General features: G+C 57.5%; 21 protein-coding genes. 20 read left to right on the forward strand and 1 reads right to left on the reverse strand.

All coding sequences use genetic code 11. The features are described 5' to 3' along the window. The first annotated feature begins 93 nt into the window (after positions 1-93). From dnaX to MARHY_RS08110, 19 genes are all read left to right on the forward strand, one after another. Complete coding sequence (gene dnaX, locus MARHY_RS08020) at positions 94-2,007, forward strand: DNA polymerase III subunit gamma/tau (protein WP_014421329.1); 1,914 nt, start codon at positions 94-96, stop codon at positions 2,005-2,007. A 4-nt stretch (positions 2,008-2,011) separates the two neighbouring features. After that, the gene (locus MARHY_RS08025) at positions 2,012-2,335 is read left to right on the forward strand and encodes a YbaB/EbfC family nucleoid-associated protein (protein ID WP_011785097.1); all 324 of its coding nucleotides are present in this window, start codon (positions 2,012-2,014) and stop codon (positions 2,333-2,335) included. Between the two features lie 33 nt (positions 2,336-2,368). Next, positions 2,369-2,971: a recombination mediator RecR gene (gene recR / locus MARHY_RS08030; RefSeq protein WP_011785096.1), complete on the forward strand. Its 603-nt coding sequence runs from the start codon at positions 2,369-2,371 to the stop codon at positions 2,969-2,971. A 17-nt stretch (positions 2,972-2,988) separates the two neighbouring features. Further along, positions 2,989-4,140 carry a ribonuclease D gene (locus MARHY_RS08035; protein WP_014421331.1) on the forward strand — a complete coding sequence of 384 codons (1,152 nt, stop codon included), beginning with the start codon at positions 2,989-2,991 and terminating at the stop codon, positions 4,138-4,140. Then, positions 4,137-4,430: a YcgL domain-containing protein gene (locus MARHY_RS08040; RefSeq protein WP_011785094.1), complete on the forward strand. Its 294-nt coding sequence runs from the start codon at positions 4,137-4,139 to the stop codon at positions 4,428-4,430. The genes MARHY_RS08035 and MARHY_RS08040 overlap by 4 nt, the downstream gene beginning before the upstream one ends. Next, positions 4,427-4,873 carry a YcgN family cysteine cluster protein gene (locus MARHY_RS08045; RefSeq protein WP_014421332.1) on the forward strand — a complete coding sequence of 149 codons (447 nt, stop codon included), beginning with the start codon at positions 4,427-4,429 and terminating at the stop codon, positions 4,871-4,873. The genes MARHY_RS08040 and MARHY_RS08045 overlap by 4 nt, the downstream gene beginning before the upstream one ends. Next, positions 4,873-5,217, forward strand: a complete 345-nt coding sequence (locus MARHY_RS08050) for a hypothetical protein (protein ID WP_011785092.1) — start codon at positions 4,873-4,875, stop codon at positions 5,215-5,217. The genes MARHY_RS08045 and MARHY_RS08050 overlap by 1 nt, the downstream gene beginning before the upstream one ends. A 75-nt stretch (positions 5,218-5,292) precedes the next feature. Continuing rightward, positions 5,293-7,392, forward strand: coding sequence for a vWA domain-containing protein (locus MARHY_RS08055; RefSeq protein ID WP_226374429.1), 2,100 nt, complete (start codon positions 5,293-5,295; stop codon positions 7,390-7,392). Positions 7,393-7,410: 18 nt separating this feature from the next. Further along, on the forward strand, positions 7,411-8,253 hold the full coding sequence (locus MARHY_RS08060) for an AAA family ATPase (RefSeq protein ID WP_011785090.1): 843 nt from the start codon (positions 7,411-7,413) through the stop codon (positions 8,251-8,253). Between the two features lie 22 nt (positions 8,254-8,275). Continuing rightward, a complete protein-coding gene (locus tag MARHY_RS08065) occupies positions 8,276-9,454 on the forward strand; it encodes a vWA domain-containing protein (protein WP_011785089.1) in 1,179 nt (392 codons plus the stop codon). A 414-nt stretch (positions 9,455-9,868) separates the two neighbouring features. Beyond that, positions 9,869-10,348: a hypothetical protein gene (locus tag MARHY_RS08070; RefSeq protein WP_014421334.1), complete on the forward strand. Its 480-nt coding sequence runs from the start codon at positions 9,869-9,871 to the stop codon at positions 10,346-10,348. Positions 10,349-10,366: 18 nt separating this feature from the next. Beyond that, positions 10,367-12,007 carry a tetratricopeptide repeat protein gene (locus MARHY_RS08075; RefSeq protein ID WP_223268767.1) on the forward strand — a complete coding sequence of 547 codons (1,641 nt, stop codon included), beginning with the start codon at positions 10,367-10,369 and terminating at the stop codon, positions 12,005-12,007. Then, complete coding sequence (bamD, locus tag MARHY_RS08080) at positions 12,004-14,823, forward strand: outer membrane protein assembly factor BamD (protein ID WP_014421336.1); 2,820 nt, start codon at positions 12,004-12,006, stop codon at positions 14,821-14,823. The genes MARHY_RS08075 and bamD overlap by 4 nt, the downstream gene beginning before the upstream one ends. Continuing rightward, entirely contained in the window at positions 14,820-15,308 is a 489-nt protein-coding gene (locus MARHY_RS08085) for a tetratricopeptide repeat protein (RefSeq protein WP_014421337.1), read from the forward strand. Before bamD ends, MARHY_RS08085 begins: the two co-directional genes overlap by 4 nt. Beyond that, the gene (locus MARHY_RS08090; protein ID WP_223268768.1) at positions 15,305-15,676 is read left to right on the forward strand and encodes a hypothetical protein; all 372 of its coding nucleotides are present in this window, start codon (positions 15,305-15,307) and stop codon (positions 15,674-15,676) included. The genes MARHY_RS08085 and MARHY_RS08090 overlap by 4 nt, the downstream gene beginning before the upstream one ends. Before the next feature lie 26 nt (positions 15,677-15,702). After that, positions 15,703-16,353, forward strand: coding sequence for a MotA/TolQ/ExbB proton channel family protein (locus MARHY_RS08095; protein WP_014421339.1), 651 nt, complete (start codon positions 15,703-15,705; stop codon positions 16,351-16,353). 40 nt (positions 16,354-16,393) lie between these two features. Then, a complete protein-coding gene (locus tag MARHY_RS08100; RefSeq protein WP_014421340.1) occupies positions 16,394-16,924 on the forward strand; it encodes an ExbD/TolR family protein in 531 nt (176 codons plus the stop codon). Continuing rightward, positions 16,921-17,409: an ExbD/TolR family protein gene (locus MARHY_RS08105; RefSeq protein ID WP_011785081.1), complete on the forward strand. Its 489-nt coding sequence runs from the start codon at positions 16,921-16,923 to the stop codon at positions 17,407-17,409. Before MARHY_RS08100 ends, MARHY_RS08105 begins: the two co-directional genes overlap by 4 nt. Beyond that, positions 17,402-18,367, forward strand: coding sequence for an AgmX/PglI C-terminal domain-containing protein (locus MARHY_RS08110; RefSeq protein WP_014421342.1), 966 nt, complete (start codon positions 17,402-17,404; stop codon positions 18,365-18,367). The genes MARHY_RS08105 and MARHY_RS08110 overlap by 8 nt, the downstream gene beginning before the upstream one ends. A 13-nt stretch (positions 18,368-18,380) precedes the next feature. On the opposite strand, the gene MARHY_RS08115 is transcribed toward MARHY_RS08110, so the two are convergent. Continuing rightward, a complete protein-coding gene (locus MARHY_RS08115) occupies positions 18,381-18,866 on the reverse strand; it encodes a MaoC/PaaZ C-terminal domain-containing protein (RefSeq protein WP_014421343.1) in 486 nt (161 codons plus the stop codon). Between the two features lie 223 nt (positions 18,867-19,089). Between MARHY_RS08115 and MARHY_RS08120 the strand changes: the two genes are divergently transcribed. Next, complete coding sequence (locus tag MARHY_RS08120; RefSeq protein ID WP_014421344.1) at positions 19,090-20,766, forward strand: long-chain fatty acid--CoA ligase; 1,677 nt, start codon at positions 19,090-19,092, stop codon at positions 20,764-20,766. The last annotated feature ends 27 nt before the right edge of the window (positions 20,767-20,793 follow it).

Raw genomic sequence — 20,793 nt, forward strand, 5'->3', positions numbered from 1 at the left:
GTTTCCTCTCCCGTTTGTTGCGCAAGCGCATGCTTCTTCTCATTGCCTGTCCATGCTAGAGTTGTTCCCATTTTTCAGAGCAGTTGATGGATCATGAGCTATCAGGTTTTAGCCCGGAAATGGCGCCCCCGTACCTTTGAAGACATGGTGGGGCAGGAACATGTGTTACAGGCGCTTATTCACGCCCTGGAACACCAGCGCCTGCACCATGCCTATCTGTTTACCGGCACCCGGGGCGTGGGCAAAACCACCATTGGCCGCCTGCTGGCCCGCTGTCTGAACTGTGAGACCGGCATAACGCCGAATCCCTGCGGTGAATGCGACAGCTGCAAGGAGATCCTGGAGAACCGTTTTGTTGATCTGATCGAAATCGATGCTGCCTCCCGCACCGGTGTAGATGACATGCGGGAACTGACCGACAACGTGCAGTACGCTCCCACGCGCGGCCGCTACAAGGTGTACCTCATCGATGAGGTGCACATGCTCACCAACCAGTCCTTCAACGCCTTTCTGAAAACCCTGGAAGAGCCTCCTGAACACGTCAAGTTCCTGTTGGCCACCACCGATCCCCAGAAGCTGCCGGTGACGGTGCTTTCCCGGTGTCTGCAGTTCAATCTCAAGCGGATGACGCCGGAGCACATTGTTGGCCACCTGAAGCACGTTCTGACCGAAGAACAGATCCCGTTTGAAGACCCGGCTCTGTGGCTGTTGGCGAGGGCGGCCGATGGCAGTATGAGGGATGCCCTCAGCCTGACCGACCAGGCGATTGCATTCGGCAACGAGAACCTGGCGGCCAGTGATGTCAGCAATATGCTGGGCACCATCGATCAGCGCGATATCCAGCGCATTGTTAACGCATTGGTTGAGCGTGATGGCCCCGGTCTGCTGTCTGAAATTAACCGGATCTCGGATTTTGCCCCGGATTATGGAGTCATCCTGTCCGATATGCTGTCTCTGTTTCATCGCGTCACCATGGAGCAGGTGGTGCCGGGCAGTGCCGACAACGCCATGGGCGATGCTGCCCAGGTGCAGGAACTGGCCCGTCGTCTGAGTGCCGAAGATGCCCAGTTGTTTTACCAGACCGCGTTGATTGGCCGGAAAGATCTGTCGGTGACACCGGATGCCCGTATGGGCTTTGAAATGACCTTGCTGCGCATGCTGGCGTTTCGACCGGGTACCGATCGCCGGGAACCGCCGGCGCTGGCCTCTGGCAACAGCAACAATGGCCCGGCGGATTCAGAACCTGAGCCTGGCCCGGTTTCGCAAACCGCACCCACCCAGGCTGTCGCCGCGGCACCGCAACCCGAGCCCGCGCCTCAGCCGGCTCCCAGTCCGGAGCCGGTAGCTGAACTTGAACCACAGCCACCCATGGTGGATGACCCGCCACCCTGGGAGCCAGAGGACTACGGCGTTCAGGCTGAATCACCCGAGTGGCAAGAGCCGGTCCCGCAATCGGATTCCAGTATTGAGCCTGACGCAAGCGCGACATCCGCGCCAGAGTCAGCGCCGGAACCAGTTTTGGCCCCTGATCCGGTGCAGTCAGAGCAAAATGCTGACCAGACCATGGTGAACGAACCTGAGCCGGCACCTGCCGAGCCCGAGCAACCGGTCACCGCCGACGGGTTTGTCTGGGAACGTGATTTCCGCTCGCTGGGTATTACCGGCATGCCTGGAAACCTGGCCAGCTATTCGTCCATGAGAATGGAAGGGCAGGCGGTTGTGCTGACTCTGGATGAGGGGCATGCGCGGCTGCTCAATGCTCGCCACGAAGAAAAAATACTGGCGGCCTTGAGATCACGCTTCGGCGACGCCACACAGTTGAAGATAGAGCAGGGTGTGCCGGGGTTGCATACGCCCGCCGCTTTTGAGGAGCGCCAGCGAGCGGCGCGCCAGAAAGCCGCGGAAGAGTCCATCCGGCAGGATCCTCTGGTCAAGAGTATTGTGGAACGATTTGAAGGGCGGGTCGTCGAAGAAAGTATCCGCCCCGCAGAAACAGCCAGGAGATAAGCAGATGATGAATAATATGGGCGACCTGATGAAAAAGGCCCAGCAGATGCAGGAGCAGATGCAGAAGGCTCAGGAAGAGATCGCCAAAGCTGAAGTCACCGGTGAATCCGGCGCAGGGTTGGTGAAAGTCACCATGAACGGCCGGCACGATGTCCGCAAGGTGGATATCGATCCGTCTCTGCTGTCTGAAGACAAGGAAATTCTGGAAGACCTGCTGGCTGCCGCCGTGAACGATGCGGTTCGCCGGGTAGAAGCAAACCAGAAAGACAAAATGTCCGGCATGATGTCTGGCATGGGGATGCCGCCCGGTTTCAAGATGCCGTTCTGAGCCGGCCTGCCATCGATTTTTTGAGGAGTAGTCATGGCATTCAGCCCCCTGGTTGATGAATTGGTGGAATCCCTGAGATGCCTGCCGGGTGTTGGCCAGAAAACGGCCCAGCGCATGGCCTTTCATCTGCTGGAGCGGGGCCGCTCTGGCGGAACCCGGCTGGCAGCGGCGTTGAATCATGCGATGGACGGCGTGCGCCGTTGCGACAGCTGCCAGAATTTTTCGGATACCGAAATCTGCCAGATCTGCGAAAAACCCGAGCGCCGCAATGGCACCCTGTGTGTTGTTGAAAGCCCTTCAGACCTGCTTGCCATTGAGCAGGCCGGCGATTACAAAGGCAGTTACTTCGTGTTGATGGGGCACCTGTCTCCCATCGATGGCGTGGGCCCGGAGGAGATCGGGATCGAGCGTCTGCTTGATAGAGTGCGCCGTGAAGGCGTAACCGAATTGATCCTGGCCACCAACCCCACGGTGGAAGGTGAAGCTACCGCCCACTACATTGCTGACCGCCTTGATGGCCAGAATATCCTGATCACACGCCTGGCCCATGGCATTCCCGTTGGCGGTGAGCTGGGCTATGTTGACGGCTTTACACTCACCCATGCATTCCGGGGTCGCAAACCCCTGTCTGAATAAGTCCTCAGGTTCTGTCTATGACCCATACCGACCCGGCCGTAACCATTCCAGCGGCCCCGGATACCGTTCGCTGGCTGGAGGCACCCGAGCAACTGGATCAGTGGCTCGGCTGTCTTGACCCCGGCATTCCGGTTGCACTTGATACCGAGTTTGAACGGGTTTCCACCTTCTACCCGATTCCAGGCCTCGTGCAGTTAGGCGCTGACGGACAGTTCTGGCTGGTGGATCCGGAGGTAGCCGAGGCCGCTGGGTCGTTCCGGGCCATGCTGGCCGATGAAAGCCGGCCAAAACTGCTGTATGCCATGAGCGAGGATCTGGAGTTATTTCGCCATTGGCTGAATGTGGAGCCAGCGGGTGTGCTGGATTTGCAGATCGGTGCCGCACTGGCCGGTGCCGGATTTTCCGTTGGTTATGCCCGCCTGGTTGAGACCCTGTTCGGAGAGGCGCTCGATAAATCCGCCACCCGTTCGGACTGGGTGTCACGGCCACTGACGCCGGCCCAGGAACGCTACGCTCTGGACGACATCCGTTTTCTTGAGCCACTTTACGGATGGGTGTTGGCTAACCTCAGGCAGCGTAACCTGGAACATGCCCTGGCGGATGAGTCCCGGCGATTTGCCAACGAGGCCGCTACCCAGGAAGACCCGGAGCAGCATTACCTGAAACTCCGGGGCGGCTGGACCCTGAACCGGGAACAGCAAGCGGTTCTCCGGGCACTGGTCGCCTGGCGCGAGCAGGAGTGTCGACGCCAGGACCGGCCACGCAACAGGGTCCTGAACGATGGCTTGCTGATTGCCATTGCTGAGCGTTTGCCGTCATCTGCTGCGGTGATCAGGGATGTTCAGGGCGTACCCGGGGGGTTCGTTAAACGTTATGGCGAGCAGTTGGTTGAACTTGTGCAGGCCGCCCGTGCTACCGATAATTCCGGGCTTGAGCTCATCCCCAGACCGCTGAGTCGGGATCAGCAAGCGCTTTACAAGAAGGTTAAGCGTTACTTTAGTAATGCAGCCGAACGCTTTGATATTCCAATGGAAATATTGGCGCCACGTAAACGTATTGAGAAACTGATCCAGGATGGCACCCTGGCGGGCCAGACGTTTTTTGAGGGATGGCGCGAGGATATTATCGCGCCGGTAAAGCAAGATATTGAGGAACTGCTCAACCAATGACTGAACGCGAATTTGTATCGGTGTTTCGCAGCAGCAAGAAAGGCGACACCTATCTCTTTGTCCGCCGAGGGCAAAAGTGGGACGATTTACCGGAGGCGCTGAGAGGTATCTTTGGCTCGCCCATCCACTCGATGGATCTGCTGCTGACGCCAGACAAGAAACTCGCGCGCACAACCGGAAAGGAAGTGTTGGCGGCAATTGAGGAAAAGGACTTTTTTCTGCAGATGCCGGAAGAGCAGGACACCTACATCGTCGACTTCAAGCGCAAGATTGAGCAGCACAGGAAATGATTGCGCAGATTCCTTTCTGGCAGCGCAAACGACTGGCGGATATGACGCAGCCGGAATGGGAGTCCCTGTGTGATGGCTGCGGTAAGTGCTGCTTACAAAAGCTGGAGGATGAGGATACGGGGGAGGTGTATTACACCGACCTTGTATGCCGTTACATGGACCTGGATACCTGTGGCTGTACGGTCTATGAGCAACGATTGAAAAAGGTACCGGGGTGTACGGTACTGACCGCCGATACGGTTCTCAGCTACCACTGGTTACCATACACCTGTGCGTACCGGACCCTCGCCGAGGGAAGGCCTCTGCCGGACTGGCACCCGCTTCGCAGCGGAGATCCTGATACCGTTCATCAAGCCCGTGTTTCGGTGCGGGGAAACGTGGTGTCGGAAGATTCTGTGCCGGAAGAGGATTGGGAAGAACACATTATTCACTGGATTCTGTAATGATGGATACAGACGCTTCACTCGCTTATGGAGTTTTCTGGGCGGCCTATGCAGTCGCTTTCGTTGTGTTTTTCTACATGATGAAATCACTGTTCCGGGTATTGCCCTTTTACGGTCTGCGGACACTGCTTTTGTCTGCGCTTGTGGTGCTGGTGCTGACCCCCGTGGAATCGCCAGACGTGGCCGGCTGGTGGATACCGGCCTGGCTGTTTGCGGGCTATGAGCTGATTCTTGGCGACACTGATGCCGCCGGTCGCGCGCTGTTCAATTTCAGCATCGCCGCGATTGTTATGCTACTGGTATGGATACTTGATCTGGTTCGGTACCGACTGGTTCGCAAATAGACGATTTCTGAGAACTACAAAAGATAAGGGCGCAGTTCAATGAAGGGGTTCAAACGCATTTGGGTGGCTGCAGCTTTGCTGCTGATTTCTTGGCAAGTATGTGCGCAGGACCCGGCACTGTCTCTGCCCGGCAATGCAGATGTGCGTATTGTGGTGGATATTTCCGGCTCCATGAAGGAAACCGATCCACAGAATCTCCGCCGCCCAGCGGTTCGTCTGCTGGCCCGGACATTGCCGGAAGGTGCCAGTGCCGGTCTCTGGACTTTCGGGCAGTACGTTAACATGCTGGTGCCCTACGGTGTGGTTGACCAGTCCTGGCGCGACACTGCTATTGAGCGTTCCGAGCAGATCAATTCGGTAGCTCTGCATACGAACCTCGGTTTGGCGATGGAGAAAGCCGCCAACGACTGGTTGTCTGGCGGTACCCTCGAGAACACCCATCTTATTGTCCTCAGCGATGGCAAGGTCGACGTGCCAGGCGGTGACGACGCAAGTCAGGCTGAGGAAAAACGCATAGTCGATTCCTTGTTGCCAGCGCTGAAAGACAAGGGCGCCACGATTCATACGGTTGGTCTGTCTGAGAAAGCGGACATCCGGTTTCTTCGTAACCTGGCCCGGGAAACCGGTGGCAGTTTCCAGCTGGCGCAATCTGCCGAGGCGTTGAATCTGGCGTTTGCCAATGCGCTGAATACCGCAGTGCCGCAGGAACAGGTTCCCATTGAGGGCGATGGCTTTGCCGTTGATGATGGCATCAGCGAGTTTACGGCACTGATCTTCTCAGGACAGGATGCTTCTGGGGAAGAGCCGTTGGCACTTGCACAGCCTGGTGGTGAGCCGTTCACCTGGGAGAGCGCTCCGGATAATGTCCGTTGGGCATCTGAGCCGGGCTATGATCTGATCACCGTTACTGAACCGGTCTCGGGCCGCTGGCGTATCATTGGCGATCTTGGCCAGGGGAGCCGCGTGACGGTGGTCAGTGATCTGCGCATGGCCGTGAATCCGATTCCCGCTGAGTTTACCGAAGAGCAGCCTCTGGCCATTGAAGTGGCTTTTTTTGAGGAAGCCGAAAAGATTACCGGGTCCGATTTTCTCTCGGTCATGGACGTTAGCCTGTCGATAACCGCGAGTGATGGTCGGCAAGGTACCAAGGTTTTGTCTCCCGATACCCCGCCGGAAGACGGCGTATATCGGGACACCGTACCCAGATTGCCTGCACCTGGCCGCTATCAGGTTGATGTGGTGGCGGATGGCGGAACTTTCTCCCGCAAATTCAGTGCCATGACGATGTTTACCGTGCCAGGGGAAGAGCCACCTCTGGAGGTGGTGACCGAACCCATGGTGCCAGACCTGTCTGAACAGGCGGAGCCGCTGCCGGATTTTGATGGCGGAGCCAACTCTTCAGAACCGGAGCCGCCAGTGGAAGCTGAGCCTCCGGTCGAAGCCCCGGTTCAGGAATCTGAGCCGGAACCAGAGCCAGAGCCAGCACCGGTCGTTGAGCCGGAGCCCGAAGCGCCGGTCGAACAGCCGATCGCTGACACGGAGCCGGAGAAGGGTACCCTTCTGGGTATCCCGGTTTGGGCCTGGGGTGCTGGCGCAGCTTTGCTGGTTGCTATCGTGGGCCTTGGTTTGTTTGCATGGCGCCAGAAAAAAGCGAGGGCAGAACAGGAGCAGGCGGCAGCGGCTGAGCGTGAAACCCTGGAAGACCTGGCTGAAGAATCTGAGGAGCCACCAGTGGTTGAGCCGGAGCCTCCGGCAGCGTCAGAGTCGGTGGAAGCGGAGGCTGAACCTGAACCTGTCCCGGAAAAAGAGCCAGAGCTGGCGTCTGCCGAAGAGCCGGAACCTGAAGACATTCCGGAACTCTCGCAAGCTGACAGCGAACCGGACGAGATTCCGGATGAGGCCGTACCCGAAGTAACGGAAGAGCTGCCATCGGCTGAACTGGAACCGGAAGAGGATGACATCCCCTTGGCAGACGATACGGTTGGCGCCGAGGCGGAGCCAGATCCTTCTGAAGCTGATGAGATCAGCGAGTCGGAGTTCGACATTGATGAGGACGAGTTTGGTCTGGAAGACTTCGACCTCTCCGAATTCGACGATTTGCCCGATTATGATGAAGAGTCTCCGGAGGACGAAAAATCCAAACCGGCGGACAAGAAAGAGAATCCGAAAAAGTAACCAACAGGAATCAGACACATGAAGTTTACCGGCACCGATAAATACGTAGCCACCGATGACCTGCAAATGGCAGTCAATGCAGCGATCGCGCTGCAGCGTCCGTTGTTGATCAAGGGTGAACCCGGCACCGGTAAAACCCTGCTGGCGGAGGAAATGGCCGCGGCGCTGGGAATGACTCTGATTCCCTGGCACATCAAGTCGACCACCAAGGCCCAGCAAGGCCTGTACGAATATGATGCGGTGTCCCGCCTTCGGGATTCCCAACTCGGGGACGAGAAGGTCAAAGACATTCGCAACTACATTGTGAAGGGCAAGCTCTGGGAAGCCTTTGAGGCGGACGAGCAGGTGGTGCTGCTGATCGACGAAATTGACAAGGCGGATATCGAGTTCCCGAACGACCTGTTGCTGGAACTGGATCGAATGGAGTTTTTCGTTTACGAAACCCAGGAGTTTGTGAAAGCGAAGAAACGCCCGATTGTGGTCATCACCAGTAACAACGAGAAAGAGCTGCCAGATGCCTTCCTGCGCCGCTGCTTCTTCCACTACATCAGCTTCCCGGATCACGACACCATGAAGAACATCGTGGATGTGCACTTCCCGGGAATTCAGCAGCAGGTGGTGCGGGATGCGCTGGAAGTGTTTTTTGACGTTCGCAAGGTGCCGGGGCTCAAGAAGAAACCGTCGACATCCGAGCTGATCGACTGGCTCAAGTTGCTGATGGCGGATGAGCTCTCTGCCAAAGCCCTGCAGGAGAAAGACTCCAGCTCGGCTCTGCCACCGCTCTATGGTGCCCTGGTGAAGAATGAGCAGGACGTTCATTTGCTGCAGAAGCTGGCTTTCATGGCGCGTCGCCGAAACTGATCACCGACAAGAGCCTTGCTTTATGTTGATTGATTTTTTCCTCGAAGTACGGCGGGCCAAGGTGCCGGCCAGTCTGCGGGAATTCCTGGACCTGCTGGAGGCCATTCAGCAGCGCCTGGCATTCGCAGACATGGAGGAGTTCTATTACCTGGCCAGGGTGTGCCTGGTTAAGGATGAGCGGCACTTTGACAAGTTTGATCGCGCCTTCCAGGCCTATTTTGAAGGCATCGAGAATCTCGATGATCTGCTCGAGGCGCTGATTCCGGACGATTGGCTGCGCGCCGAATTCGAGAAACACCTGACCGATGAAGAGAAAGCCAAGATCGAGTCTCTCGGCGGGCTGGAAGAGTTGATCGAAACCTTCAAAAAGCGCATGGAAGAGCAGAAGGAGCGTCACGCCGGCGGTAACAAATGGATTGGTACCGGCGGAACCTCACCGTTTGGTGCCAACGGTTACAACCCGGAAGGTTTCCGCATCGGCCAGAACAAGGGTCGCCACGGCCGGGCGGTTAAAGTCTGGGAAAAGCGTGAGTTCCGTGATCTGGACGACAGCATCACCCTCGGCATCCGCAACATCAAGGTCGCCTTGCGCCGGCTGCGTAAATTTGCCCGACAGGGCGCGGCAGACCAGCTCGACATGGATGACACCATCCGCTCAACGGCCCGCAATGCAGGATACCTGGACCTGAAAATGGTTCCGGAGCGGCACAACGCCGTGAAGGTTCTGATCTTTTTTGATGTGGGCGGTTCAATGGATCCTCACGTTCGCGTGTGTGAAGAGCTGTTCTCCGCGGCACGTCTTGAGTTCAAGCACATGGAGTATTTCTACTTCCACAATTTCATTTATGAAAGCGTGTGGAAGAATAACATCCGGCGCATGAACGAGACGCTCAGCACCTGGGACATCCTGCATAAATATACGCCGGACTATAAGGTGATTTTTGTCGGGGATGCCACCATGGCGCCTTATGAGATCACGCATCCCGGTGGCTCGATCGAACACTGGAATGAGGAAGCAGGCGCCACCTGGTTCCAGCGTGTGACCGAGCATTTCCGAAAGGTGGTGTGGCTCAACCCGTTACCAGAAAGCTACTGGGGATCGGGTGGTTCACTGGGCATTACCCAGCAATTGGTCAATAATCATATGTACCCTTTGACCATTGAGGGGCTCGAATCGGCCATGAGGCAGTTGAGTAAATAAAAAAAAGCCGATGCGGTTGAGGGCATCGGCAAAGCTCGGCATATTCAAGCGGGGGTTGCCCGAAAGGCGCTCCCGCCATCTCTGGTAGAGCAATTCCGGGGCCATGCCCCTGTGTCTGCTTTTAATATCAATAAGTTGCCTCGTCATAGGGCTGTCCAGTCCTCTGTGATCCGCCTCCCTTTTCTTTGTTTCTGTCAAATTAGTCGACGCTTTTCGTTGCCAATACCCGGCCAAATGCTCATTTGGTGAAATGGATACCGTTCTTGGTTGTTAGCGGGTGTTACTCTTTATTTCGAAATGTTACCTGAGCCGCGCACCAGCGCGGCCCGGCAAGGCAGGAAAGTGATGTTCGGCAGACAAAAACCACAAAAGTGCCGGATTGCCCCAGGGATCAGGGGGTTTTGTATATCCGGAATGATCATTGCCGCGATGGCGGCAACCTCCCACGCATCGTCGCTCGATGAGCAGATCGAGCGTCTGAACGCTGACATTACCCGGCATACCGCAAGTGTGCATGCCCTCGAGCAGAAACTGCTGCACCCGGTGAATACCCGGGTGGCGGTCTTTCTGTCGTTGGCGAACAGGCAAGCCCTTGAGCTGGATTCGGTAGAACTGTTCGTCAATGAGCAGCCGGTTACCGCTCATCTGTACACAGAAAAGGAACGGAGCTCACTGGGCCAGGGCGGTGTACATCAACTGTTTATCGGCAACCTCGCGGACGGAAGACATACTCTCAAGGCAGTGATCAACGCCCGGGCGGCCAACAATCGTTTCGTGCGCCGGGAGATTGTCCACGATTTCCGGAAACAGCCCGGCACTTTGCGCCTGCAGATGACGCTGAACGCCAAGGCACCGGACTATGAACCGGAAGTCTCATTTGTTGAGTGGAAATAACCGGCCATGAATGGGCGCATGTCTCTGTTCCTCCGAAACAGTATTGGTGTCATGGCAGCGATGCTGGCAGGTGTGGCAACGCCGGTAGCAAATGCCATGGATAACTCGTTGGCATCTGGTGTGGTTCGCTTTGCGCTGGATACCGGTGAGGCTTCCTCGGTTGTCGGGTTGGCAATGAAGCTTGAAGGCGAATCGGCCGATTACCTTCAGGCCCGGCTTATGCTGGCCTCGGGGCAGCATGACGAGGCCAGGGCTGGGTTTGAGGGTGTATTTAACGGTGCGTCTCACCGTGGCGAAGCGGCATTGGCTCTGGCTGAAATGGCACAGGAAGATGGCGATCTCACCGGTGCGGAAAACTGGTACCAACAGGCGCGCCGAACCGGCTATGGCGAAGTGGCTCAAAAAGCGCTTCTTGGTCTGGCGGAGCTGGCCAGAATACAAGGGAAGACCGACGCGGCCGGTCAATACCTTGCGCGTATGGAAGATGGCTACTGGGCGGCCGTGGGCTATATGAACCTGGCGGCGGATTTCGCCCGCGATGATCTCGATTCGTCACGGGCCCTGGTTTCGCTCCGGGTTGCCATGGCCATGGCTGCCAAGGATACCGACACCAGCCGGAGCCGGGCACTGCTAGATCAGCTCAATCTCCGGGCCGGCTATCTTGCATTGGGTAGCGAAGATTACGATAAAGCGATTGATTTCCTGGAGAAGGTCTCTCTGGAAAGCTATCACACACCTCAGGCTCTCTACCTTCATGGACTGGCGCTGTCGCGCAAAGGTAACCACCGTGCCGCCATGCAGAGCTGGCACCGTGCCAAGAAATTTCCGCTGGCGTTTCCCGGTGTTTCAGATGCGTGGATTGGTATGGGCCGTGGTTACGATCTTTCCGGGTACCCGGGCCAGGCGGGAGAATCCTGGTTGGCAGCCAACGCGGCCTATGAGGGAGAACGGGTTACCCTTGGCAAGTTGTCCGAAAGGATCACGGCTGAAGGAGCCTACAAAGCTCTGGTTCAGGATGCCCGTAGTGACGACATTCAATGGTTTTTGGCCGATAACCGAACGTTAACCCAGCCACGAATGGCGTATCTTCTGCGCTTCATGGAAGAACCCGGGGCCCAGGTGGCGGTGCGGAGGGTGGCGCGCCTTGATGAGATGGAAGCAACACTGGATGCGAGCAAGTATAACCTGGAGGTTTTCATCCAGGCCCTTGAAGGCTATATGGCCTCGGCCGGTTCAGGGGGGGCGGCGTCACAAACCCTGGTACTTGAGCAACAGCAGAGTGATCTGGAATCCAGATTGAATGGGTTGGTGGAGCAGGCGGCTACGCCTGCCCAGGTCGCAGAGTTGCGTCAGCTAAAACAGTCCCTGGCAGGAGCCGGCCGCCGCATGGGCGCGTTGAATGAGCAGATCCTCCAAAGACCTGAGCGCCTGGAAAAGGTTCTGGACGAAGCTCGTGCAATGAGAGACGCCACCAAGGATTTACGTTACAAGGCCCTCAGTCTCCGGGAGCAGGCTGCGCGAAAACTGGATGCACTGGCACTGGCGTTTGTTAAAAAGCAGACCCAGCACATGACTCACGCGCTGGACAAAACCGAGCAGCAAATCGCCCATCTCTACGAGTATCTGGCTCTGGAAAATCTCGGGGAGGGTGCACAGTGAATCTGCCTTTTGCTCCCAAGTCCTTTGCGGCATCCCTTGTCATGATTATGGCGTTGGCCCAAGCGCCGGTTTCTGCGCAGGAATCGTTCCGCGTGGAGTTGGGGCGGGATGGTGAAACCCTGGGGGATATGCGCCCGGTGTTTCTGAAATTTGAGAGCCGGCCGCTGCCGGCGATTTCGCCTCTTGAAGTGGCTCGCCGTTATCAGAAGCTGTTTGAGTCCTCGGATGAGCCTGAAGTGCGGATAGACGCCCTGAACCGGCTCAACAACATCCGTGATAGGTCGGGAGAGGACGTCGGGTTCTCCGAAGAGCGGGAAGCGGCCATCTATGAGGAAGTGCTCGAGAGCTACGAAAGCATTCTGGCCAAAGGGTCCTTTTCCGGGCGTCTCGACGAGTTGCTGTACCAGATGGCCAAGGCCCACGCGCTGACCGGGCAACCGGAGCAGTCCATCGCAAGACTGAAACAGCTTGTTGGGCTTTACCCGAACTCGGAACTGGTACCTGAGGCCCGTTTTCGCATAGCGGAAGCGGCCTTCTCCGCCGGCCGTTACGCAGAGGCTGAGGCCGGTTACCGGCAGTTGCTGGAGCATGACAGCCATCAGGAGCTCGCCGCTAAAGCCCGCTACATGCTCGGCTGGAGTCAGTTTAAACAGGGTGAGCCCGCCTGGACCCGCGCGGCAGATACGTTCATGGCGGTACTGGATCAGCAATTGCCAGACCAATCCACGCTGGCCAACCCGCCGGCGCAGTCCATGGATATGCTGGAGGACACCTTCCGGGTGCTGGCTTTGATGGCGTCCCGCCAGAGTGATGCCCGGACCCTTGCTGGCTGGCTGGATGGTCGTGAGTCATCAGCATGGCAGCATCTGTTATACGACCGGCTTGCGGATCTGCATGCGGTGGAACGTCGTTATGAACGGGCGGTGTCAGTCAACAACGCTTTTGTGTCCGAGTTTCCGGGCCACACAGCGAGCCCGGATTTCCTGGCCCAGAGTGTGTCCTACTGGCAACTGGCCGGTAAAACCTCAAAAGCTCTGGCGGCGCGGGATGATTACGTCCAGCGTTTGGGGGCAGAGGCCCGATTCCAGACGATGACTCCTGAGCAGAAGGGGCTTTGGGCGCAATACACCCGCTTCCTCGCTGATCACTACTACGCCACCGGTACAGACCTCAGTAGCCGGAACCAAACGGCTGCCGCCAGTGAAGCCTGGGCCAAAGCCGCCCATTATTACGAGCGGCTTGCACCTCGCTCGGATCAAGCCGGGGAACTGCTCCATCTCGCAGGCGATGCCCGGTTACTGGCTGGCGATCGGGCTGAAGCCGTCAGGAATTTCCGGGCCGCAGCCTACGACCATCGCCACGGGGATTCCCGGGATTCGGCCTGGGCCGCTATCCGAATTGTTCGTGAGGATCTTGAGCGGGCATCAGGAGAGAGCAGAACTGCGACGCTGCTCGTCCTGAGCAACGAAGAGCAGCAATATGCAGAGGCGTTTGGCCCGGATGAACGTCTGTCGGGGCTCCGTGCCGACCTTGCCAACCGTTGGTACGACCTGGGCGAATTCGAGCGTGCCCTGCAATACGCCAGCTCTACACTGACCTGGGAGCGGGCGGGGGTTACCGAGCGTTACGCCGCGTGGTTGGTGACCGCGCGTATTCGACAGAAAAACAACGAGTTTGGGCTCGCTGAACGTGCGTGGCGCCAAGCTTTGCCATTGGCTGACGAAGCCAGCCCGGATGCAGAAAGCCAAAGGCGCAGTCTTCTGGAACAACTCGCGTCCGCTATCTATCAGCAGGGTGAAAAGGCTGCTCGTGCCGGCGACGCAACTTTGGCCGTGGCGCATTTCCAGAGGGTTGAGGGCGTAATGCCGGGCTCTGAAATTGCGATCAAGGCTCGCTATGATGCCGCGAATACCCTGCTTCGGGCATCCGACTGGCTGGCTGCCATCAATGAACTCCAACGCTTCCGGATGGATTATCCGAGTCATGAGCTTACGCCTGAAACCAGTGAGAAGCTGGTTCTTGCCTATCAGGAATCTGGCCAGGGATTAAAAGCCGCTGAAGAGCTGCTGAGTCGCTCAGAAACGCTTGCGGACCCGTGGCCCACCAGGCTGCGTGCTGCGGCCATTTTCCACGCAGAGGGTGACAGCGCTTCCAGAAACCAGCTTTACAAAAACTGGCTGGCGGTTGCACCCACGCCCGATTCTGCCGAGGAGCATGTTCAACAGCAGACCATGCGCCAACGGCTGATCGAATCGGGAGACTCGGTGATTGCCGTACGTGAACAACTGCTGGCTCGGGAACGAGCCAGCCATTGGCATTCCGAGGATACCCTGAAATGGGCTGCCGATGCTGCACTGTTCTTTGGTGCCCAGACGGCAGAGCGTTTTGCCGGCATTGCACTGGTTCACCCGCTGGAGCAGTCACTTGCACGAAAGCAGGCGGCCATGCAGCAGGCTCAGGAGTATCTCCAGGAGGCAGAGTCCTTTGCCGGCGATGGAGTACGTTCGGAGGTTTTATATCGCCGTGCTGAACTCTATCGAACACTGGCGTCTGACCTCATGTCCTCTGAAGTACCTGCGGAACTGAACGAAATGGAAGCCATGCAGTATCAGATGCTCCTGGAAGAGGAAGCGTTTCCGCTTGAGGAAGAGGCCATGGCGCTGCACGCCCGCAACCACGAACGTATCCCCACGGAGGGTTTCGATGAGTGGATTCAGCGCAGCCTGGAGGCCCTGGCCACCATGCACCCCGGGCGCTACGACCGACAGCTTCGCTGGATGAGTTGGACGACGGACACCAATCAGGGAGGCTCATGATGAGGTTGAGAGGGATACCCCAGGTTTTCCGGTTTTTACTTCTTCTGGTTCTCGCGGGGTTGGCTGGCTGCGCTTCCAAAGCGCCGGCACCTGAAAAAGTGGCGCCGGTGTATCAGCCGGAACAGTCAAAAGAGTGGGAGCGGCAGGGCCGGCAGGCCTACGAAGCCGGTGACCGGAAGATGGCGCTGGAGGCCTGGCACCAGGCGGTTGCGGCGGATCCTGCCAACGTGAGGGTCCGCAACAATCTGGCACTGCTTCTTAAAGAGCAGGAGCGCTTCCAGGAAGCCGCTGAGATGCTGGAAGCGGGATTGAAGGTGACGCCGAAGGTGGCGGAACTGCATTACAACCTGGCGGTGATATCGGAGCTCTACCTGCTGGACCTCGACAAGGCGCTGGAACATTACCAGCAATATCAGTCCCTGGTGGGGGAGGAAGGCTCGCAGGTTGCCGGCTGGATCACAGATCTTGAACGGAGGCTGGAATGATGCTGTCCAGGTTAACGTGCTGCGGTTTCCCCCTGTCTGTTCTGTTGCTTTGGCCGGCCATCGGCTATTCCGCAGAAGGCAACAGTGAGGCGGGGCAGAGCCAACAGAACGTTCTGCAGGTACGGGGGCTCTCCGCTGGCACCGGCGAAGACGATCCGAGAATTCTGTACATATTGCCCTGGCAAACGCCGAGCCTGCCCCGGCGCCCGAGAACCGAACTCAATCAACAGGCACCGGAACTTTTGCATCCGGTACCTCAACCGGTTCTGGAGAACCACCGCCAGTTCCGCGAAACCCTGAACCCCCTTGTGCTGACACCAACGCTTTCTGCAGGGCAGGGCGCCGCACCAGTTGAGTCGCAACCGTAACGTCGCAGTAGATGGAGAACTACACCATGCTTGATACCGTTATCCGCTTTTTCCAGGAGGGTGGTCCCTTCATGTACCCGATTGCCATTGTGCTTGCACTGGGGCTGGCGATCACTCTGGAACGTTTCCTGTATCTCGGAGCGGTTCGCCGTCGAAACCGGGTGGCATTTGAGCGCGGCATTCTGCCCGCCCTGCAAAAACGTGATTACCAGCGCGCCATGAAGGCGGCGTCCAGCTCAGACAGCGCAATTGCCTCAGTGCTTGGCGCTGGCATTGCCCGGTTGATCAATAACTGCCGGCGTGAAGACATCGAATACGCGATGGAAGAGGGGCTGATGGAAGTGCTGCCCCGATTGGAAAAGCGCACGCAGTATCTCGCCACCCTGGCCAACATTGCGACGCTGCTGGGCTTGCTTGGCACCATCATTGGCTTGATTGCGGCATTCACCGCGGTTGCTGCCGCAGACCCCGCGCAGAAGGCATCGCTGTTATCGGAAAGTATTTCCGTGGCCATGAATACCACTGCTTTTGGCCTGATGTCGGCCATTCCGCTGCTCCTGTTCCATGCGGTACTGCAGACCCGCACCAACGAGATTGTCGACAGTTTTGAAATGGCGGGGGTCAAGCTCCTTAACATGGTGTCTGAGTCCGCAAACCGGCCGGCGGCGGCCGCCTGATGGTGCCGGCAATCCAGGATCTGATCAGGAGTAGCCGAACATGAGACGTCGACATCGCAGACTGACGGCCTCGGCAGACCTCGACATTACCGCCTTTCTCAATCTGATGATTGTGCTGGTGCCGGTGTTGCTTCTGGGCATGGTGTTCAGCCAGATCCGGATGATCGAGCTTAACTTTCCGGGTATGGAAGCGGGGCAGGCGCCGGATGCCGAATCGTTCCGGCTGGTGGTGACGGTCCTCCCGGAGGGTATTGAGGTGGCGGACAGCGACCGCGGCCTCATTGATGTGTTGCCTGTTACCGGGCAGGGCCAGGCCTATTCACGGCTGAGTGAACTGTTGCAGCAGATTAAATCCCGGATGCCCGACAAGACGGACGTGATCCTGGAAGTCGGACCAGACGTTGACTACCAGACTCTGGTGTCGGTTATGGATACGGTGCGCTCTTACCAGGCGGTGGTGGCAGCGAGCGTTGTGGAAGCAGAGCTCTTTCCGGATGTGTCTTTGATGGATGCTGGTGAGGATCGCAATCTGGCCGCGCGACCGATGGAAGGCAAAGGAGATGGCGCGTGAAGTTGTCGAGACGAGCCCGACTGCGCCAGCGACACTATGGCCGGATGCACAAGGCGGGTGGCCTGAACCTGGTGTCACTGATGGATATCTTTACCATCCTGGTGTTCTTCCTGATGGTGAATTCCTCGGATGTTAAGGTCATGCAGAACACTGCGGATGTTCCTCTGCCCAGTTCGACCGCCCAACAGGAAGCCGTGGAAAATCTGACGGTACAGGTGGTCGGCCAGTCCATTCTGGTCCAGGGCCGGGAAGTGGCGCGCCTGGACGGCATAGAAGCCACGGATACTCGCATTGCCGGCTTGTCCGAAGAGTTGGCGTACCGAAGGAACCGTTGGGCTGAGGTACCGGAAAACGGTCTTGAAGTTACGATTATGGCAGCGAAAGATACCGATTATCGGTTGCTGAGAAAGATCATGCAGACCTGTGTCGATGAGCAGTTCCGGCAGGTACGACTGGCGGTGGAGTCGGAGGTTCGTAATGGTTGATCACAGGGAGCTGTCGCAACCTTCCCGGCTGCCCTGGTCCAGGGACAGAGCAGAGTCAGGCCGCTTCGGCCTGATAACCGGGCTGATGCTGGCGCTGTTTCTGATTCCTGCCCTCATTATTCCGGGCCTGCAGGTACCGGAACCTGAGCGTGAACAGGCGGAGCAATTGCCGCCTCGGCTGGCGAAGCTGGTACAGCCACCCAAGCCGGTTGAGCCACCCGAGCCGGTTGTGGAGCCAGAACCTGAGCAACCCAAGCCAGAGCCAGAGCCGGAACCGACGCAGGTTGAGGAGCCGCCACAGACCCGTCCTGAGCCGACTGTCGCAAAAACGGAGCCGAAGCCTGCGCCGCAGACGACCGAGCAGGCTCGTGAAACCGCCTCACGTTCCGGCCTGTTTGCCATGAAAGACCGGCTCAGTGCTCTGACGTCTGTGGACACTCCGGCACCTGAGGTGCAGCGTGTCGCGAATGTTAATAACAGTCAGGCGGTTGGCCTGGCACCGGAAACGCCGAATGATTCGGTACTGCAAGGCAGCGGCGGTGTTGAAACCCGCGAAGGGCCAGTTCGGGAAGTCGAACTGGCAAAGCATGAAACCAGTGACGTAGCCGCTCCCCGGGAAACCGCGCCTCAGGTGGCAAGCCAGCCGGAACCCGCCCGGCCGTCAGTGGGCGAGCGTGCCATGAGCAATATCCGGCAGGTATTTGATGCCCAGAAGAGCGTGCTCTATTCCCTGTACCAGCGGGAGTTAAGGCAGGATCCAACCCTTGAGGGTAAGGTTACCCTGGAACTGGTGATTGAGCCGGATGGCAGTGTCTCAGCCTGTGACGTGGTGGGTTCTGAACTGGATCACCCGATGCTGGAGAAGCGCATTGCTTTGCGCGTACAGATGTTCAATTTCGGGGCAGCCAATGTGGAAACCCGGAAGGTACGATTCCCCATCGATTTCCTTCCGGGGTAATGCCAGCCGAAACTCAGTTTTCGATGGTGATTTTCGGCAAGCGGGGTTTTTGCAACGAAATCTTTTCGGTGGGGGCAATCACCTTGGCCTCGCCGGTAACCACCTGATCACCGTTCTGATTGCACACATCGCAGCCAAAAGAGACACGGTTTTTAGGTTCCTTGCGAAGCACCGACAAGGTGACGGTCAGTGTGTCGTCCAGCTTGACCGGTCGTTTGAACGACAGGCTCTGTTCCAGGTAGATGGTGCCGGGGCCGGGCATGACTGTGGCCAGGGCGGCAGAAATCAGTGAGCCACTCCACATACCATGAGCGATGCGCTCCCGGAACATGGATTCTGCGGCAAACTCGGAATCCAGGTGTACCGGGTTTACGTCTCCGGATACCGCAGCAAACAGCACCAGCTCATCTTCGGTGAGGGTGCGTGTGAAGGTGGCTGAATCGCCCTCGTTCAGTTCGTCGTAGGTAATGTTTTCCAGCGTATCCAGGGTGTCGCTCATCACAGGCTCCGGTGATTCAGTGTTCAAGTACGGTTGTACCGTTTGCTGATCTGAAAACTACCTCATCGTTAACAAAACTGCTATTCTCTCCCCACTTTTTTGAGGCTGATACTTTAGTCGGGTTGATTTTCCCGAGCGATCGGTCTTGGCAAAACATTACAATCAGGGGGCTTCTGAACCCATCCGGTAGTACCCCACAGCGCCAATCAGACAGGAGATGGTGATGGATTTTGAGCAGTTCTATCAAGACAAATACCCAGCTGGCATCCCCCGGGAAATCGATCTCAATAAATACAAGAACATGGTGGATGTTTTTGAGCAGGCGGTACAGAAGTTTGCAGACAAGCCTGCGTTTACAGCAGTTGGCGTTACCCTGACTTATCGGGATCTTGATACTCAGAGCCGCAACTTCGCGGCCTGGCTGCAGAACAAAACCGACCTGAAACCGGGCGACCGCATTGCGGTGCAGATGCCGAACGTTACCCAGTATCCGGTGGTTGTGTTCGGAGCCATGCGCGCTGGTCTGATTGTGGTGAACACCAACCCCCTGTACACCACTCGCGAGATGGAGCACCAGTTTAACGATTCTGGCGCAAAGGCTCTGGTTGTTCTGGCCAATATGGCCGACAACGCGGAGAAGGTGTTGCCTCATACCGGCATCGAGCACGTGATCGTGACCGAGATTGCCGATATGCATTCCCCCATCAAGCGTACCCTGATGAATGCCGCGGTGAAGCACCTCAAGAAGATGGTTCCGGCGTTCAACATTCCGGGTGCTCATAAGCTGCCGGCGGTACTCAGTGCCGGTGCCCGTGAAAAGTTTACCCCGGTCGACATCAAGCTGGATGACCTGGCCGTGCTGCAGTACACCGGTGGTACCACTGGTGTTGCCAAGGGTGCCATGCTGACTCACGCCAACCTGGTGGCCAACCTGACACAAGTCCGGCCAATGCTGGAAGATCAGGTGGAAGAGGGCAAGGAAGTGGTGATTGCACCGCTGCCGCTGTACCACATTTACTCCTTCACCCTGAACTGCGGCATTATGCTGGAAGCAGGTGCCCATAACGTTCTGATTCCGAACCCGCGTGATATCCCCGGCTTTGTTAAAGAGCTGCAGAAGCAGAAGTTCTCTGCCTTTATTGGCCTGAATACCTTGTTTGTGGCCCTGTGCAACAACGAGGACTTCCAGGATCTGGACTTCTCTGGCCTCAAGCTGACTGCCTCTGGTGGTATGGCTCTGACCAGTGATACCGCGAAAATGTGGCAGCGTGTGACCGGTTGCGAAATCAGCGAAGGCTACGGTATGACCGAGACTTCTCCGGTGGTTACCTTCAATCCCCGCAGCGCCATCCAGATCGGCACCATCGGTCTGCCGATTCCGTCCACTGTGGTCAAAACCATTGACGACGACGGCAACGAAACGCCGGTCGGCGAGCCGGGCGAACTGTGCGTGAAAGGCCCGCAGGTGATGCGCGGTTACTGGCAGCGTCCCGATGATACCCAGAAGTCGTTCACCGATGACGGTTTCCTGAAGACCGGCGATGTGGCCCTGATCCAGGAAGATGGCTATATCCGCATTGTGGATCGTAAAAAGGACATGATCATTGTGTCCGGTTTTAACGTGTTCCCGAACGAAATCGAAGATGTTGTGACCACACACCCGAAAGTGGTGGAGTGTGCCGCCGTGGGGATCCCCGATGCCAAGAGCGGCGAAGCGGTGAAGGTTTATGTAGTGCCCACCAAAGAAGGTGTAACCGCCAACGAACTCAAGGAGTTCTGTCGGGAGCGTCTGACCGCCTACAAGGTACCCAAGCACTTTGAGTTCCGTGATGAACTGCCAAAGAGCAACGTGGGCAAGATCCTGCGCCGTGAGCTGCGGGACGAGGCCAACGCCAAGTAACAGGCGAGGCCCGCATACCAACCAAAG

This window comes from Marinobacter nauticus ATCC 49840, from assembly GCF_000284615.1.
GTDB lineage: Bacteria > Pseudomonadota > Gammaproteobacteria > Pseudomonadales > Oleiphilaceae > Marinobacter > Marinobacter nauticus.

Bases quoted from the DNA above. Each gene is read 5' to 3' on its own strand.
- MARHY_RS08025 (WP_011785097.1), top strand. From the start codon at position 2,012: ATGATGAATAATATGGGCGACCTGATGAAAAAGGCCCAGCAGATGCAG.
- MARHY_RS08075 (WP_223268767.1), top strand. From the start codon at position 10,367: ATGTCTCTGTTCCTCCGAAACAGTATTGGTGTCATGGCAGCGATGCTG.
- recR (WP_011785096.1), top strand. From the start codon at position 2,369: ATGGCATTCAGCCCCCTGGTTGATGAATTGGTGGAATCCCTGAGATGC.
- MARHY_RS08050 (WP_011785092.1), top strand. From the start codon at position 4,873: ATGATGGATACAGACGCTTCACTCGCTTATGGAGTTTTCTGGGCGGCC.
- MARHY_RS08100 (WP_014421340.1), top strand. From the start codon at position 16,394: ATGAGACGTCGACATCGCAGACTGACGGCCTCGGCAGACCTCGACATT.
- MARHY_RS08085 (WP_014421337.1), top strand. From the start codon at position 14,820: ATGATGAGGTTGAGAGGGATACCCCAGGTTTTCCGGTTTTTACTTCTT.
- MARHY_RS08110 (WP_014421342.1), top strand. From the start codon at position 17,402: ATGGTTGATCACAGGGAGCTGTCGCAACCTTCCCGGCTGCCCTGGTCC.
- MARHY_RS08095 (WP_014421339.1), top strand. From the start codon at position 15,703: ATGCTTGATACCGTTATCCGCTTTTTCCAGGAGGGTGGTCCCTTCATG.
- MARHY_RS08065 (WP_011785089.1), top strand. From the start codon at position 8,276: ATGTTGATTGATTTTTTCCTCGAAGTACGGCGGGCCAAGGTGCCGGCC.
- MARHY_RS08090 (WP_223268768.1), top strand. From the start codon at position 15,305: ATGATGCTGTCCAGGTTAACGTGCTGCGGTTTCCCCCTGTCTGTTCTG.
- MARHY_RS08045 (WP_014421332.1), top strand. From the start codon at position 4,427: ATGATTGCGCAGATTCCTTTCTGGCAGCGCAAACGACTGGCGGATATG.
- MARHY_RS08070 (WP_014421334.1), top strand. From the start codon at position 9,869: ATGATCATTGCCGCGATGGCGGCAACCTCCCACGCATCGTCGCTCGAT.
- MARHY_RS08060 (WP_011785090.1), top strand. From the start codon at position 7,411: ATGAAGTTTACCGGCACCGATAAATACGTAGCCACCGATGACCTGCAA.
- MARHY_RS08120 (WP_014421344.1), top strand. From the start codon at position 19,090: ATGGATTTTGAGCAGTTCTATCAAGACAAATACCCAGCTGGCATCCCC.
- MARHY_RS08035 (WP_014421331.1), top strand. From the start codon at position 2,989: ATGACCCATACCGACCCGGCCGTAACCATTCCAGCGGCCCCGGATACC.
- dnaX (WP_014421329.1), top strand. From the start codon at position 94: ATGAGCTATCAGGTTTTAGCCCGGAAATGGCGCCCCCGTACCTTTGAA.
- MARHY_RS08040 (WP_011785094.1), top strand. From the start codon at position 4,137: ATGACTGAACGCGAATTTGTATCGGTGTTTCGCAGCAGCAAGAAAGGC.
- MARHY_RS08115 (WP_014421343.1), bottom strand. From the start codon at position 18,866: ATGAGCGACACCCTGGATACGCTGGAAAACATTACCTACGACGAACTG.